Source organism: Actinomadura viridis, assembly GCF_015751755.1.
In the GTDB taxonomy this organism is placed as follows: domain Bacteria; phylum Actinomycetota; class Actinomycetes; order Streptosporangiales; family Streptosporangiaceae; genus Spirillospora; species Spirillospora viridis.
The window spans coordinates 2141238-2155581 of the sequence record NZ_JADOUA010000001.1; the positions used below are offsets into that span (position 1 = coordinate 2141238).

Here is a 14344-nt window from a genome sequence, read left to right on the forward strand (position 1 = left end):
GCTCGCCGCCATTCGAGCCGAAAAGGCCGGGAGATCAGTTCTCATGGCCGAAAGAAAAGTATCCGGAAGCGCAATTGACGCGGCGTGCGCCTTGATAGAACTCCTCTCGAACTTGATCACGAGCGGAAGGGGCAGGCGGCATGAGCAGGACGACCACCCGGATCCCCCAGCTCCCCCCGGGAGGCGAGGTGGAGATCCTGCACGAGGTCGACGAGCGGATCGCCCAGGCGGGGGCGGAGGCGTTCACCGAGGCCCGGGGGCCGGACGGGGTGGGCAGCGCGTCGCTGCGCCTGGCCGAGCACTCCCTCCAGGAGGGCGACCTCCGGCAAGCCCTCCGCCTGTTCGAGCGGGCCATGGACACCGGGCACCCGCTGCACGCCCCCAAGGGCGCGGCGGCCGTGGCGCTCATGTTCTCGATCGAGGCGGGCCGGACCGGCGCGCGGACCGCGATCGGCCGCCTCGCCGAGATCGGGCACGGCGACCTGTGCCCGCGCGCCTGGTTCTTCTACGGGATGTACCTGGTGCGGCGCGGCGACCTCGGGGAGGCGGACGCGGTCTGGCGGTCCATCTCCGCGGACGGCGACGGAGGCGCCTACGCGGCGGCGCTCAGCGTGCTGAACGTCCTCGGCGGGGAGCCGGCGCGGGCGGAGGAGGTCTTCGCCTACCTGCTCGCCCGGGACGACGACCTCGCCGAGGAGGTCGTGTGGGCCGTCCTGGAACTCGGGAACTCCCTGGCCGGCGGGCACCGGACCAGGGAGGCGGGCCGCCGGGCGCACGAGGCGGGCCTGCGGATGGCCGAGCGTTCCGGCGATCCGGAACTGGCCGAGGACTACCGCCTCGCCCTCCGGCCCGCCTGACCGCCGGGCGCTCAGTCCGCCGGAGGCTCAGTCCGCCGGGCTCGGTCCGCCGGAGGCTCGGTCCGCCGGGCGCTCAGTCCACCACGGCCTGGTACACCGACGTCCAGAAGTCCAGCCAGACCGGGTTCTGCGTGGGGAACCCGGAGCGCTGGGTCATCAGGATCGCCACCAGGTCCTCGTCGGGATCGTTGTACCAGGAGGTCCCCAGACCGCCGTCCCATCCGTAGCGGCCGGGCGTCGCCCACAGGTTGTCGCGGTGGGTGCCCACCGAGACGCCGAACCCCCAGCCGGCGCTGCCGCCGAAGGCGTCCAGGCGCTGCTCCGCCGTGAGCTGGTCGGTGGTCATGAGCTCGACCGCGGGGCGCGACAGGATCCGCTCGCCCTCGTGGACGCCCTCGTTGAGCAGCATCCGCGCGAAGGCCAGGTAGTCGTCGGCGGTCGAGACCAGGCCGGCGCCGCCGTCGGGGAACGCGGGCTCGCGGCTCCAGGCGCTGTCCTCCGGGACGTCGTGCGGCTCCAGCGTGCCGCTGCCGTCCTGGGCGGGATGGTAGGCGGCGGGGAGCCGGTCCAGGTCGCCGGCGGGGACGGTGAAGCCGGTGTCCTTCATGCCCAGCGGTTCGAAGATCCGTTCCCGGAGGAAGGTCTCCAGGGGCTGCCCCGCCACCCGGGAGATCAGCACGCCCAGGACGTAGGAGCCGATGTTGTAGAGCCAGCGCTCGCCGGGCTGGTGCACCAGCGGCAGCGTCCCCAGCAGGCGCATCCACTCGTCGGGGGAGTGCGGCGAGTCGGGGGCGGGCGGGCCGAAGCCGGTGATCCCCAGCTCCCGGGCCGCGTCGTAGATCGGGTACGCGAACGCGGCCTCCTCCAGGATCATGCCCAGCCCGAGCCGGAAGTCCAGGACGTCCCGCACGGTGATGGGGCGCCGCGCCGGGACGGTGTCGCCGACCGGGGCGTCGGGGGCCCGCAGCACCCGCCGGCCGGCCAGCTCGGGCAGCAGCCCGTCCACCGGCTCGTCCAGCCGCAGCCGGCACTCCTCGACCAGGATCAGCGCGGCCACCGCGGTGACGGGCTTGGTCATCGAGCTGATCCGGAAGAGGGTGTCGCGCCGGACCGGGTCGGTGCCGCCGGCCGTGGTCGTGCCGATCGCGTCGGCGTGCACCTCGCCGTGCCGGGCGACCAGGGTGACGACCCCCGGTACCCGTCCGGCCGCCACGTGGCCGGACATGACGTCGCGCATCCGGTCCAGACGCCGTGGGGAAAGCCCGCTGCCGCCGGTCATCGCCTTCACGCTCCTCGTTCGCTCACCTGGGACGCTGCCCTGTCGTGAGGAACGACTCGCCGGGCGCGGAGAACTCATCGCCCGGCGGCGCCCGTTCTCAGTCGGGCGACCCGTCCTCGGCGCCGAAGATGACCGAGGAGACCTCCAGGTAGAGCTGCTCGGGGTAGGGCATGAAGCCGACGTTGCGCAGTGCCTGCTTCTGGCCCGCGGACTCCATGACGAACTCGCCGTACCCCAGCATGCGGCCCAGCACGGAGCGCTCCAGCGCGATGTCGGTGACCTTGGCCAGCGGCATCATCGCCACGTTGCGGTTGAACACGCCGTTGACGACCATCACCCGGTGCTCGGTCACCAGGAAGAACTCGACGGACCAGGCGATGACCTTCCAGACCAGGTAGCCCAGCGCGGCCAGCCAGGCCCACCAGATCCACCAGGTGCCGGCGATGGTGGCCACGAAGGCGCACATGATCAGCCCGGCCAGCGCCACGAGGACGGGGAACAGCAGGACGGCGGGATGGCGCCGCACCGCGATGACCCGTCCCTCATGAGCCATCAGGTACTTGTCGACGGTCCGTGTGCTCGCGTCGCGATGGACCATCAAGTCCTGGAGGTTCACCCTGGCACCCGCACCCTCTTCAAGATCCGGCGAAGTCAACCGTAACCCAACGGAACCCCGTCGCGCAGGCACCCCGCGGTGAGGGCGGTAAAGCCCCGCCCGGCGGTGATATCCGGGGCCGCGCCCTTGTGCGGAGCGGGAGCGGCGCCACAAGATGTCGGCATGGACGGCACGCAGGAGCCCCCGCCGGGGCGGCAGGGGCCCTGGCCGGATCGGCTTCTGGTCTCCCGGCCCGAGGCCGCGCGGACCCCGCCGCGGGATCCCGGGCGTCCGGCACCGGTGCCGTTCGGGGCCCCGCCGGCCCCGCCGGCCGCCACCGAGGCCCAGGAGGCCGAGGAGGGGGCTCGGGGGGAGCGGGGCGAGTTCGTCCCCGACGTGACCGGGCGGCCGGTATGGCGGCTGCTCCTGCGCGGCCTCGGCATCTACCTCCCGGGCCTGCGGCCGCCCGCAGCGGCGCTGCCGGTCTCCGGCGAGGGGCCCGGCCCGGCCTCCGCGCGGAGCCCGCACGGGTTCGGGCCGCCGGCGTTCCTCAACGGGGACTCCGGGTTCGGGCTGCACCTGCCCGCCCGGCGGCGCGGGCTGGAGCCCGACCGCGAGATCTACGTGCGCGGCCGGGACGACCCCAGCTTCGGCATCGTGATCGCGGGGCCGGCGGCGGCCATCGGGACCCGCGTCGTGGACGCGGAGGGCCTGCTGCGGTACGCGCGCCGGCTCACCTTCGAGGAACTGCTCGAACCCGCCGACGCCGACTCGGTGCCCTACGCCGTACGGGCGGCGCGGGCCGTCCACAACGTGGTCTTCCTGGACCGGGCCGCCGGGATCGGGCTGTGCGCGGAGATCGACCCGCGGACCCGGGCCGCGCTGTGCCCGGTGTTCCTGCGGCTCGGGGCGCCCTCCGCGCCCGGCGCCGGGGAGGGCGGCGGGCGCGCCGTGCTGGCCTACGGGACCGCGGCCCAGGCGGTCAGGTCCCACAACTGATGCGAGGGCAGCCGCCGTAGCCGCAGGCCGGCCGCGGCCGGGTCCCAGAAGACCTCGTCGCTCTCCAGCTCCAGCGACTGGGGCGGCGTCAGCACCGCGCACAGCAGCTCGTCCCGGGTGCGCACGGCCATCAGCGGGCCGATCTGGGCCACCGCGCCGTTGCTCTCGTACAGCGTCCGCAGCAGGGACTTCAGCGCCGCCTCGTCCTCCGGCGGGCGGGCCGGCTCCACTCCCGGCGGCAGCGACCGGCCGGGCTCGACCCGGGCGAGGGCGCGCGGGTGCGGCCGGTCGGTCCCGTTGCGGGGCAGGTCGGCGCCGGTCGAGATCAGCAGCGCGGTGAAGGCGCCGATGAGGTCCTCGACGTGCTGCCCCGCCAGGAAGTAGCGGCGCCGCTCGGCGGTGCCCGGCACGGCCTCGCCGGAGCCCTCGGAGGCCCGGAACCTGATGTCGAGCCGGGCCGCCCGCACGCACCGTTCGTACATCTCGGTGAGGATGTCCTCCAGCGGCCCGTCCCGGGTCCACAGCCGGCCGGTCGCGCGCACCGCCGCGGCGTCGTCGGCCGCGGGGCGGGGGCGGCCGGTCAGCGCGGCCGAGACGGCCCCGTCAAGCTCGCCCTCGGTGAACCGGAGCAGCTCGGCGACGACGTCCTCGACCTCCTCCAGCGTCCGGGTCAGGGTGCGCTGCAGCTCCAGGATCTCGTCGCCGTTGCGCTCCAGGTCGACCAGCCGGTCCAGGGCGGTGTCGACCTTGCTCTCCACCGCCGCCGCGCCCGCCCGGGTGAACGAGCGCACCGAGGTCTCGACCTCGGCCAGCTTGCGGCGCAGCGCGGCCAGCGTGATCCGCTGCTGCTCCAGGTCGTGCAGGCGGCCGGCCTGCGTCCGCAGGTAGTCGTCGGCGCGGTGCACCAGCGTGGCCAGCTCCTCCACCTGCTCGGCGTGGGAGCGCAGCCGCGAGTCCAGCGCCGGCAGGGTGTCCCGCTTGACCCTCGCCAGCTCGGCGGTGAGCTGCTCCCCGACCGTCACCAGCACGTTGTTCTGCTTGGTGACCTGGTCGTTCAGCTCGTCGATCCGGCGGACGAAGGCGCGCGCCTGGTCCTTGCTCTGCTTGCCCGCGTACAGCTCCAGGGCTCCTACGACCAGGCACATCACGACCAGGATGACCGTCGTCATGCAACTCCTCGGGGCCGGTCGTGGTTACCGGACGGGTATGTGATCGCGACCATAACCTACGATCATGTGCCGGGACGGGTACTTACGTAACCGACTGATCTCAGTGACCGCTCCGCCCGAAATCCTCGCTCGCAGGCCGGATTGGCCTGTCGCGGGCGATCCGGTCCGGTCCGGGGGGACGCCTCAGTCGCACCCCTCGAACTGCGGGACGGTGGTGGTCACGTTGAGCCCGACCGGGCCGAACCAGGTCTTCAGCAGGCGGGCCATGGTGCCGTCCTGGTACATCTCGGTGATCGCCTTGTTGACGGCCTCGCAGCCGTCCAGGTCGTCCGGGGCCAGGCCGATGCCGTACGGCTCGTCGGAGATCGGCGCGTTGACGATCCGCAGCGGCGGCCCGCCCGCCCGGGACTTCGCCGCCTGGGCGGCCAGTCCCGCCAGGATCAGGTCGTCGGTGGAGACCGCGTCCAGGTCGCCCGACGAGAGCAGGGACAGGCACTGGGCGTACCCGGACGCGCTCTGGGGGAGCACGTCGACGCCCTTCTCGTCCCGGACGCGCGGGAAGGAGACCGAACCCTCCACCTTGCACAGCCGCCTGCCCGCCAGGTCCCGCACGCTCCTGACCTTCTCCGCGTCCGAACGGCGCACCAGGATGTCCTGGTGGGCGACGTAGTAGGGGCCGGCGAAGGACACCCTCGTCTTGCGCTCCTGGGTGATGGAGTAGCTGGCCACCACCAGGTCGACGGCGCCCTCCCGCAGCTGCCCCTCACGGGTCGCCGCCGTCACCCGCCTGAACGTGAGGGCGGACCCGCGCACCCCGAGCCGCCCGGCGACCTCGCGGGCGACGTCGATGTCGAAGCCCTCGTGGCCGCCGTCGGGACGCCGGAGGCCGAGCCCCGGATGGTCGGTGTAGACCCCGACGACCAGGGAGTCCTTGTCCGCGACGGACTCACGCCCGTCGCCCGCCACGCCGCAGGCGCCCGCGGCCAGCGTGGCCGCGGCGGTCAGGGCCGCCAGGAGGCCGGTCCGGCGTGCTCGCATCATCGGTCTCCTCACCTCGGCCGCCCGGCCGTTCCACCGGGCCTCGTCGCGCGCGCCGCGGGGCCCGCGGTCCGCCGCGCTCACCGGTACTCCGCCAGGCGGGGCCGCACCCCGGCCAGGACGAGCCCGATGAGGACCAGCCCGGCCACCGGGATCACCACGTCCCACCCCCTGGTGCCGGCGTCGCCGTCCCGGACGGCCTTCTTGAACGCCTCGCCGTGGATCCCGATCAGCTTCCGCAGGGCCGCGTCGTAGGCGGCGAAGTCGCGGTCGGAGGAGAACCCGGCGTCGCCGCCCAGCCGCGCCTCGATGGCGCGCCCCGACTGGCCGGCGTCCACCAGCGCCCGCACCCGCGAGTCGCTCTGCTGGAAGACGCGGTAGGTCTTCAGGACCTCCGCGTACGCGTCCGGCTGCCCCGCGAGCCCGCCGTGGACGGCCTCGCGGCCCAGGAAGCCCAGGAACCGGTCCCGCCGCGGGTCGAGGTCGGTCCTGCCGAGGTCCCGCTGCACCGCCTCGTTGTAGCGGGCGAGGTTGGTGGCGGGCCGGTACAGGACCGACTGGGACTTGCTGAGGTAGACCTGCTCGTAGGTGTCGGCGCGGCCCGGGTCGAGCAGGAAGCGGGTCTCGTCGGCGTTGGCGCTGGTGCTGATCGCGCGGGCCCGGGAGAGGGCGAGCAGGGAGTCGAACCCGTCGGTCTTGGCGGTACGGAGATGGTCCAGCTGGCCCGCCAGCATCAGCGCGCCCGCCGCCACCAGCGCCAGCGTGGCCGCGGTGGCCACCGCCAGCGCCGGGTTGAGCAGCCGGCGGAACCGGGCGAACAGCAGCAGCTGCAGGACGGCCAGCAGGCCGAGGGCCACCACCCCGAGCGCGATCACCCAGATCTGGCCGGCCTGCACCGCCCGGCGCTCGGACTCGTAGGTGTGGCGCACCAGCGTGCCGTTGTCGAGCGTGAGGTTGTAGGCCTTGGGCAGCAGGTCCAGCTTCATCAGGTCGGTCGCCTGCCGGTAGATCGCGATGACCTCCTGCGGCGGGGGCCCCGCGGTGTGACCGGACCGCTGGTCCAGCAGCAGGGCCTGCCCGGCCAGCCGCTCGTACCGCGCCAGCGCGTTGAGCGAGTCGCGGGCGGTCCGCTCCTCGCTGGGCTCGTCGGCCAGCTTGCCCGCCGTGAGCAGGGCGTCGCCCGCGGCCAGGCGGCTCTGGTCGTAGCGGGCCAGCGCGTCGGCCCTGCGGATGTCCAGGCCCTCGGTGCGGCCGATCAGCAGGGCGTTGGCCAGCTGCGCGTCCATGGTCGTGAGGTGGAAGTACAGGTTGCCGGTCGCGACCACCTGGGGCCCGGCGTCGTGCCCGATGACGCCGACGCCGTCGCGGGCGTTGCCGACGGCGATCCAGGTGGCCGCCAGCAGCGCGACCAGCGCGACCACCACGGCCGCCGTCAGCGCGCGGACGCGGCCCGCCACGGTACGGGGCGGCAGCAGGGGCCGCCGCCCGCCCGGCCTCGCCGCCCTCGCCGGCCGCGGCGCCGCCGCGGCCGCGGGACCGGCCTGCGCGTAGGGGAGCGGAGGTCCCGCCGGAGCGGTGCCCGCCGCGGTCGCGGTGATGGTCGGCCCGGGGCCTGCGGCCGTCATGGCGCCTCGCCCTTCCTGAGGGTGATCGTGGTCCAGACTCCGACGTGGATCCGGTCGCCGTCGCCGACCGGCACCTCCACGTTGAGCGGGATGGTGGCGGTCGAGCCGTTGAGGCTGGTGCCGTTGGTGGATCCGGGATCGACCAGCGCCCAGCCGCCGCCGGGGCGGGCCAGCAGCACGGCGTGGACGTGCGAGACGCCGGGGTCCTCCGGCGCCACCCGCAGGTCGATCTCCGGTGTCACGCCGCGTGACGCGCTCCTGCGCCCGATGCGGACCTGCCCGCCGCCGATCGGCACCCGGCGTTCGGGGCAGTAGGGCGGGAACGCGATCACCCCGGCGTCGGGGTCGAGCTCGGCGATGATCGCGTCGTAGTAGCCGCGGTCGGCGCTGACGACCGCGACCCAGCCGTCGGCGGCCGGCGCGCCCTCCGCCTCCCGCCCGCCCTCCGGTCCCGTGGCAGGGGAGGACGGGGCCGGGGAGGGCGGATCCGGGACGGGTTCCGGCGCGGGCGCGGGGATCGGGGGCTCTTCCGGGGGCGCCGGGGTGGGCTTGCCGCCGCCGGTGGCGAAGTCGTACCCGCACTCCTCGCAGAAACGGTCGCTGGCCGGGGTGCCGCAGTCGGGACAGGGGTTGCCGCCGGGTACGGCCGGGATCCCGGACGTACCGGCCGTCCCCCCGGACCCGGGTGCCGACCCGCCGGGGCCGGAACCTCCCGGGCCGGAACCGGGCGCGGGAACGGACGGGGGCGCGCCGCCGATCCGCTCGCCGCAGACATCGCAGTAGTCGGGGGAGGCGGAGGCGTGGCCCGCGGGACAGGTCGCCATGCTCAGCCCTCGCCCTTGCGGGTGCGCACCGTCTTGGTGGAACGCGTGTCCAGCGACATCTCGTCGGCCTTGTCGACGTTCTTCTTGAGCCGCACGGTGCCGGTGACGGGGTCGACCACGTCCACCACCTTGCGCAGCAGCGTGGTGATCGCCTCGTTGCCCGCCTCGTCGGCCAGCCGGACCGCCCGGCCGAGCCGTGCGGTGGCGGTCTCCAGGTCGCCGTCCTTGCGCGCCTGCAGGCCCTCCTGGATGACCTCGGCCAGCTCGGCCTGGCCGGTGTAGTGCGCCACCCGCGCGTTGATCCTGGTCGAGGCGGCCTCGTCGTCGGTCCACTGGGCCAGGACGTTGCCGGTCGCCAGCACCCGCGGCTCCTGCCCGGCGGGGCCGGGGACCACCAGCTTGACCCACGCCGCGCGGAGTTCCTTGCCCACCTCGCCGGGCGGCACCTCGACGCTGATGTGGTAGTCGCGGCTCTCCGAGCCCCACGCCCCGATCGGGTAGTCGCCCGCCTGCGGGCCCGCCGCCATGCGCTTGGCGGTGAGATCCTGCACGGACGGCATCACCTGCTTGACGAAGCGCAGCCGGGCGGCCTGCGGCGTCCACACGCGCAGCATCACGTCGGCGACCGCCTTGCCCATGGCCGCCTCGGTCATCGCCTGGAAGTCGGCGACCAGGTCCTGCGGGTCGGCGACGATGTCCACGCTGCCCAGCAGGGCCGAGGAGATCTTGCGCAGCTCGGCCACCTCCCAGTCGGTGCCCACGCCGCGGCAGTCGCAGACGAACCGGCCCGAGCAGCGGGCCAGCGCCGCGTCCAGCTCCTCGACGGTCTCGTGCTGGTTGTTGCCGTCGGTCAGCAGGATCGCGTGCCGGATGCCCCGCTGGTGCGAGTCGAAGAGCTCGTCGGCCAGCCGCAGCCAGGAGCCGATGGCGGTGCCGCCCTGCGCCTGGAGCCGGCCGACCGCGTGCTTGGCCTCCACCCGCGTCCTGGCGTCCGCGCGCACCAGCCTCGCCATGTGGGGGTAGACCATGGTGGCGCTGTTGGCCCCCGAGACGACCGCGAAGTACACCCCGTCCCGGATGGTGTCGACCGCGGTCTGCGCGGCGGCGACGGCCGACCGCAGCTTGGTGTCGGGGTACGACATCGAGCCCGAGGTGTCGATGATGATCACCTCGGCGGCCTCCGCCGTGTCCGGCATGGCGGACGCGGGCGCGCCCGTCGCCTCCACGGACACGATGGCGTGCACCTCCCGGCCGCCCTCGGGCAGGAACCTGTTCTGGTCGATCTTGATGCTGAACTGCGGCTGCTCGCTCAACGCTCGCGCTCCATGCTGCTCGGAGAGGGGGAAAGGGGAAGGGGCACCACGGCGACGGTGATGTTGTCGCGCCCGCCCGCGTCCAGGGCGTGCCGGACCAGCGCCCGCGCGGCGCCGAGCGGGTCGGCCGCCGGGTCGGCGGACGCGGCGGACAGCACCGCCGCCAGGTCCGCCGCCTTGGGCAGGTAGTTCCACAGGCCGTCGCTGCAGACCAGCAGCGTGCCGGGCGCGCCCGGGTCCGGGGTGAACGCGGCGACGTGCGGCCGGACCTCCTCGGCGTCGGCGCCCAGCCACCCGGTGATGACATGCGCGTTGGGGTGCGCCTCGGCCTCGGCCTCGGTCATCGTGCCCTCGGCCACCATGTAGGCGGCCCAGGAGTCGTCCTCGGTGAGGGCCCGGGACCCGGCCGCGCCGGCGGCCAGCCAGTAGGCGCGGCTGTCGCCGACCCAGCCGACGGTCACCGAGCCGTGCGAGGTCACCGCGCAGACGAAGGTGCACGACGGGGCCTCGGCGGGCGACTCGGCCAGGGCGGCGACGGCGCCGGCCGCCCGCGCCACGGCCGCGCGCACCGCCGCCTCCGGCGCGTCCCCCGCCTCCAGCCGCGCCTCCAGCTCGGCCACGCCGTGGTCGGCGGCGGCGCGCGAGGCGTCGTCGGGACGCGGGGAGGAGCCGACGCCGTCGGAGACGACCACCGCGACACCCGCCGGGTGCGCGCTCAGGGCCAGGGCGTCCTCGTTGCGGCTGTAGCGCCTGCCGCGGTCGCTGACACCGGCCGCCGCCCGTCCGGGAAGCTCGATCTCCACGTGGTCGCGTTCGGCGGGCTGCCGCAGCCCGCACCGCTCGCAGTAGCCGTCGGCGTCGATGGGGCCCTCGCCGCAGCTCGCGCAGGACGGCCCCGCGGGCACGGCCCGGGGCTGCGCGGTCCCCGCCACGGGCGCGCCCTTGCCGAGGCGCTGCCCGCACGCCTCGCAGAAGTCCTCCCCGGCGAAGACCACCTCCGCGCAGGCCGGGCAGGTCAGCTCGGCCGTCTTCGCCGGCTCGCCGGCCGCCTCTCCCGTCACGGATCCCCCCGTCATCGCGGCTCCCGTCACGGGAGCGTCCTCCGTCACAGGAGCGTCCTCGGCCGTACGGCGTTGGCGCAGTCGATCAGCCACCGCCGTTCCTCACGGGCGGCGGTGCGGCGGGCCAGCGAGCGGTAGGTCCGCTCCAGCCGCCGGCGCAGCCCGGTCTCGGTCAGCGGCGTGCCGAGCAGGAGCCCGCCCTGCGGATGCCCGCCGCGGGCCGTGCCCAGCCGCACCCAGCCCAGCGCCGCCTCCAGGATCTCCACGGTCAGCCACTCCAGCCGCTCGCCCTCCAGGCCCAGCCCCTCCAGCCGGTCCCCGGCCGCCGCCAGCCCGGCGGCGGTCAGCTCGGCGGGCGGGCGGCCCCTTACGGCGGTGGCCACCGCCGCCACCCGCGCGGAGACGTACCGGATCGAGATCTCCGGCACCGAGTCCAGCACCGCCATCGCCGTCGCGCGGTCACCCGCGGCCAGATGCACCCGGGCCAGGCCGAACGCGGCGCCGATGTGGCCGGGGTCGGTCCGCCAGACCGTCTCGTACAGCCGGGCGGCCTCCCCGGGCGCGCTCCGTTCCCGGCAGTACGCCAGCGCCAGCTTCGGCGCCGCCTCCCCGGGCAGCAGGTCATAGAGCCCGTCGAACAGCGGCGCCGCCTCGTCCACCCGGCCCTCGGCGAGGGTCGCCAGCGCCCGGTACCACGCGATCCGCCAGTCGTCCGGCCGGTCCTCCTCGGCCTCGTCCAGGAGGGCGCGCGCCTCGCCGTAGGCGGCCAGCTCGATGCGGACCCGGGCGAGCGTCAGCCTGACCTCGGGCGTGCGCTCCGTGGCGTTCGCGACCGCCGCGGCGAGCCGGGCCGGTTCGAGCGCGGTGAGCCCCGCCAGGAACCCGGCGGCCGGGTCGCCCCCGTCCACCAGCGGCACCGGCAGCGCGGCGGCGGCCTCGGCCGGCGTGACCGCCGGCAGCACCTCCGGGCCCCCGGTCAGCCGGGCCAGATCGGTGCCGGGCACCGACCGTTCCGGGCCGAACAGCCCGGACGGCGCGGGCCGCGGCATGCCGTCCTCGATGGCCAGCACCTCGCGCAGGACCCCGGTGAGCTGCTCGGCCATCTCGGCCGCGTCCCGGAACCGCCGGGCCGGGTCCCGGTGGGTGGCGCGGCGCAGCAGCCGGTCGTAGGACTCGAACCGGGCCAGCACCGGCACCTCGGCGCGCGGCGGCAGGCTGTCGGCGTAGGCGCCGGTGTAGCCCTTGAACGAGAAGCTCAGCACCGCCAGCGCCCGGCCGACGGTGTAGAGGTCGGACCCGATCGAGGGGCCCACGTCGGCGATCTCGGGGGCCTGGTAGCCGACCGTCCCGTAGATCGCGCCGTCCTGGTCGTCCAGCCGCCGCACCCCGCCCAGGTCGATCAGGCGGAGCTGCTCCTCGGACTGGATCACGTTGTCCGGCTTGAAGTCGCAGTAGACCAGCCCCTGCGCGTGCAGGTAACCGAACGCCTGCAGGACCTCCAGCCCGTAGGCGATCGCCTGCCCGACCGGGAGCGCGTCCGCCCCGCCCTCCCGGCGGCGCCGCAGCAGGATGTCGCGGAGCGAGTCGCCGCCGACGTACTCCATCACGATGTACTCGGCGTCGCCGTGCTGGACGAAGTTGTAGATCTTGACGATGTTGGGGTGCTCGACCTCGGCGAGGAAGGCGCGCTCGGCCGCCGCGGCGGCCCGCGCGTCGGCGTCACCGGTGTCGAGCAGGCCCTTGAGCACCACCCAGCGGTCGTTGACGTTGCGGTCCTTGGCCAGGTAGATCCAGCCGAGGCCGCCGTGGGCGATGCAGCCCAGCACCTCGTACTGGCCGCCCACCAGCTCGCCGGGGGAGAGCTTGGGCGTGAACGAGAAGCGCGTCCGGCACTTGGGGCAGAACCCCTCCGCACGGCCGGGGCGCCCTTCCCGGCTGCGGCCCACCGGCTCGCCGCAGCTGCTGCAGAAGCGCCTGTTCTCGGGTACCCGCGGATCGGAGAGGACCGCCGAGGAGGGATCGCGGTACGGGATGCGCGGGACCTCCACCAGGCCCGCGCCCAGCATGCCGCGCCGTCCCGACGACCGGGACGAGCCCGTCCGGGTGGAGCCGGTGCGGGCCGAGCCCGTCCCGAACGAGCCCGTCCCGAACGAGCCCGTCCCGAACGAACCGGTGCCGGACGAGCTGGACGGGCCGGACCCGCTGGACGAGGCGGACCCGCTCGAGGGCGGCATGCCGCACACGTCGCAGTAGCCGTCCACGATCGTGCCCGCGCAGCCGCTCTGACCGCACCGGCCGGGAGGGCCCGCGTCGCGAGCCGTCCGCTCCGGGGCCGGTGACGGTGCCCGCCCCGGTGTCTCCGCCTGCGCGGGCGGCATGCCGCAGACGTCGCAGTAGCCGTCCTCGATCGTCCCGGTACAGCCCGGCTGGGCACAGGAGCCCGGTCCCGTTCCGCCGGATCCGCCCGGGGCCGGGACCGGACCCGGGCTCGCGGTGGCCGCCATGCCGCATACGACGCAGTAACCGTCCTCGACGGTTCCGGCGCAGCCCGGGGCGGTGCACCGGGTCATCGGACCGCCCCCTTCGCCCTCGACGGGATGGCCTGCTGATAGCCGGACAGCATGACGGTCGCCTTCCTCAGGTCACAGTGGGAGGCCCAGTGCCGGGCGCGGGCCTCCCCGGTCACCGCGGCCCCTGCGGCAGCCGGTTACCGGGAGGGGTCCCCAGGTCGAGCGGCGCCGCGCCGACGCGCTCGTTCTCGTCCCGCGGGCGACGCAGGGCGCGGTCCACCTCGTCACGACTCATAGGTGGACTGCCCCCGATTCGGCCAACTCTGCCCTGGTTTCCCCCGGTAACGCACTCGGGGGATCAGTGTTCACCATGCGCGGGCGGCTTCTCAAGGGATCCCGCCCTGGACGGAAGAGGGCCTCTCCCGGCGTATTTGGGCCTGCAAAATGTCGGTGCTCGAACGTATGATCGAATCATGGCGAACGTTGCGACGCACCGCACCGACCCCACCGCGACCGACCTCACCGCGGCGGAGATCGCCGCCCTGGCGCTCTCCCTCGCCCACCTGGGCACCGGCCCGCAGGCCGCGACCGCGCGCCGGGCCCTGCGCACCCTGCTCGACACGCGGTCCCACGACGACGTCGTCACCGCCACCCTCGACACCCTCACCGAGACCCTCGACGCCTCCACCGCCGACCGCGCGCGCGTCGTCGCCGCCGCGATCACCGAGCACCGCGTGGTGCGCCTGTGCTACGGCGACGCCGGCGCCAACGTCACGATCCGCGAGGTGGAGCCGGTGACCTGCCTGGTCCACCGCGACCACTGGTACCTCGTCGGCTGGTGCCGGATGCGCCGGGGCGTCCGCGCCTTCCGGTTCGACCGGATCCTGGCCGTGGAGTCCACCGGGCTGCTGGCCCGCCCGCGCCGTGCCGACCGCTACCTGCCGTTCCAGCGCCGGGTCGCCGCGGCGGCCTGAGCCGCCCCGCGCCGGAGCGCCGGCCCGCCAGGTGGCCGGAACCGGCAACGGGCCCGGACGGCCGCCGCGGGGCATTCACCCCCGAGGTTCCCCGCGGCGG

13 protein-coding genes are annotated in these 14344 nt (G+C 74.9%); 3 read left to right on the forward strand and 10 right to left on the reverse strand.

Annotated elements, in window-relative coordinates; translation table 11 throughout:
- Positions 1-140: 140 nt before the first annotated feature.
- Entirely contained in the window at positions 141-857 is a 717-nt protein-coding gene (locus tag IW256_RS09545) for a tetratricopeptide repeat protein (protein WP_197010608.1), read from the forward strand.
- Between the two features lie 73 nt (positions 858-930).
- Here the strand turns inward: IW256_RS09545 and IW256_RS09550 are convergent, their stop codons facing one another.
- Positions 931-2136 carry a serine hydrolase domain-containing protein gene (locus tag IW256_RS09550; protein ID WP_197010609.1) on the reverse strand — a complete coding sequence of 402 codons (1206 nt, stop codon included), beginning with the start codon at positions 2134-2136 and terminating at the stop codon, positions 931-933.
- Between the two features lie 97 nt (positions 2137-2233).
- Positions 2234-2734, reverse strand: coding sequence for a PH domain-containing protein (locus IW256_RS09555; protein WP_197016206.1), 501 nt, complete (start codon positions 2732-2734; stop codon positions 2234-2236).
- A 180-nt stretch (positions 2735-2914) separates the two neighbouring features.
- Here IW256_RS09555 and IW256_RS09560 point away from each other — a divergent pair, with 180 nt between their 5' ends.
- Entirely contained in the window at positions 2915-3730 is an 816-nt protein-coding gene (locus IW256_RS09560) for a hypothetical protein (RefSeq protein ID WP_231403717.1), read from the forward strand.
- Here IW256_RS09560 and IW256_RS09565 read toward each other — a convergent pair.
- The 8 genes from IW256_RS09565 to IW256_RS42140 all read right to left on the reverse strand — a co-directional run bounded on the left by IW256_RS09565 (position 3691) and on the right by IW256_RS42140 (position 13565).
- Positions 3691-4899 carry a hypothetical protein gene (locus IW256_RS09565; RefSeq protein ID WP_197010610.1) on the reverse strand — a complete coding sequence of 403 codons (1209 nt, stop codon included), beginning with the start codon at positions 4897-4899 and terminating at the stop codon, positions 3691-3693. The genes IW256_RS09560 and IW256_RS09565 overlap by 40 nt on opposite strands.
- 183 nt (positions 4900-5082) lie before the next feature.
- Positions 5083-5940, reverse strand: a complete 858-nt coding sequence (locus tag IW256_RS09570; RefSeq protein ID WP_197010611.1) for a glutamate ABC transporter substrate-binding protein — start codon at positions 5938-5940, stop codon at positions 5083-5085.
- Between the two features lie 77 nt (positions 5941-6017).
- Positions 6018-7562, reverse strand: a complete 1545-nt coding sequence (locus IW256_RS09575; RefSeq protein ID WP_231403718.1) for a hypothetical protein — start codon at positions 7560-7562, stop codon at positions 6018-6020.
- Positions 7559-8386: an FHA domain-containing protein gene (locus IW256_RS09580; RefSeq protein WP_197010612.1), complete on the reverse strand. Its 828-nt coding sequence runs from the start codon at positions 8384-8386 to the stop codon at positions 7559-7561. The genes IW256_RS09575 and IW256_RS09580 overlap by 4 nt, the downstream gene beginning before the upstream one ends.
- Positions 8387-8388: 2 nt before the next feature.
- Positions 8389-9699, reverse strand: coding sequence for a vWA domain-containing protein (locus IW256_RS09585; protein ID WP_197010613.1), 1311 nt, complete (start codon positions 9697-9699; stop codon positions 8389-8391).
- Complete coding sequence (locus IW256_RS09590; RefSeq protein ID WP_197010614.1) at positions 9696-10775, reverse strand: protein phosphatase 2C domain-containing protein; 1080 nt, start codon at positions 10773-10775, stop codon at positions 9696-9698. The genes IW256_RS09585 and IW256_RS09590 overlap by 4 nt, the downstream gene beginning before the upstream one ends.
- 29 nt (positions 10776-10804) lie before the next feature.
- Positions 10805-13264, reverse strand: a complete 2460-nt coding sequence (locus tag IW256_RS09595; protein ID WP_420535446.1) for a tetratricopeptide repeat protein — start codon at positions 13262-13264, stop codon at positions 10805-10807.
- Between the two features lie 178 nt (positions 13265-13442).
- On the reverse strand, positions 13443-13565 hold the full coding sequence (locus IW256_RS42140; protein WP_269217920.1) for a hypothetical protein: 123 nt from the start codon (positions 13563-13565) through the stop codon (positions 13443-13445).
- 178 nt (positions 13566-13743) lie between these two features.
- Here IW256_RS42140 and IW256_RS09600 point away from each other — a divergent pair, with 178 nt between their 5' ends.
- The gene (locus tag IW256_RS09600; protein WP_197010615.1) at positions 13744-14244 is read left to right on the forward strand and encodes a helix-turn-helix transcriptional regulator; all 501 of its coding nucleotides are present in this window, start codon (positions 13744-13746) and stop codon (positions 14242-14244) included.
- Positions 14245-14344 lie beyond the last annotated feature (100 nt).

Bases quoted from the DNA above. Each gene is read 5' to 3' on its own strand.
- IW256_RS09550 (WP_197010609.1), bottom strand. From the start codon at position 2,136: ATGACCGGCGGCAGCGGGCTTTCCCCACGGCGTCTGGACCGGATGCGC.
- IW256_RS09570 (WP_197010611.1), bottom strand. From the start codon at position 5,940: ATGATGCGAGCACGCCGGACCGGCCTCCTGGCGGCCCTGACCGCCGCG.
- IW256_RS09555 (WP_197016206.1), bottom strand. From the start codon at position 2,734: ATGGTCCATCGCGACGCGAGCACACGGACCGTCGACAAGTACCTGATG.
- IW256_RS09600 (WP_197010615.1), top strand. From the start codon at position 13,744: ATGGCGAACGTTGCGACGCACCGCACCGACCCCACCGCGACCGACCTC.
- IW256_RS09560 (WP_231403717.1), top strand. From the start codon at position 2,915: ATGGACGGCACGCAGGAGCCCCCGCCGGGGCGGCAGGGGCCCTGGCCG.
- IW256_RS09545 (WP_197010608.1), top strand. From the start codon at position 141: ATGAGCAGGACGACCACCCGGATCCCCCAGCTCCCCCCGGGAGGCGAG.
- IW256_RS09565 (WP_197010610.1), bottom strand. From the start codon at position 4,899: ATGACGACGGTCATCCTGGTCGTGATGTGCCTGGTCGTAGGAGCCCTG.
- IW256_RS09590 (WP_197010614.1), bottom strand. From the start codon at position 10,775: ATGACGGGGGGATCCGTGACGGGAGAGGCGGCCGGCGAGCCGGCGAAG.
- IW256_RS09575 (WP_231403718.1), bottom strand. From the start codon at position 7,562: ATGACGGCCGCAGGCCCCGGGCCGACCATCACCGCGACCGCGGCGGGC.
- IW256_RS09580 (WP_197010612.1), bottom strand. From the start codon at position 8,386: ATGGCGACCTGTCCCGCGGGCCACGCCTCCGCCTCCCCCGACTACTGC.
- IW256_RS42140 (WP_269217920.1), bottom strand. From the start codon at position 13,565: ATGAGTCGTGACGAGGTGGACCGCGCCCTGCGTCGCCCGCGGGACGAG.
- IW256_RS09595 (WP_420535446.1), bottom strand. From the start codon at position 13,264: ATGGCGGCCACCGCGAGCCCGGGTCCGGTCCCGGCCCCGGGCGGATCC.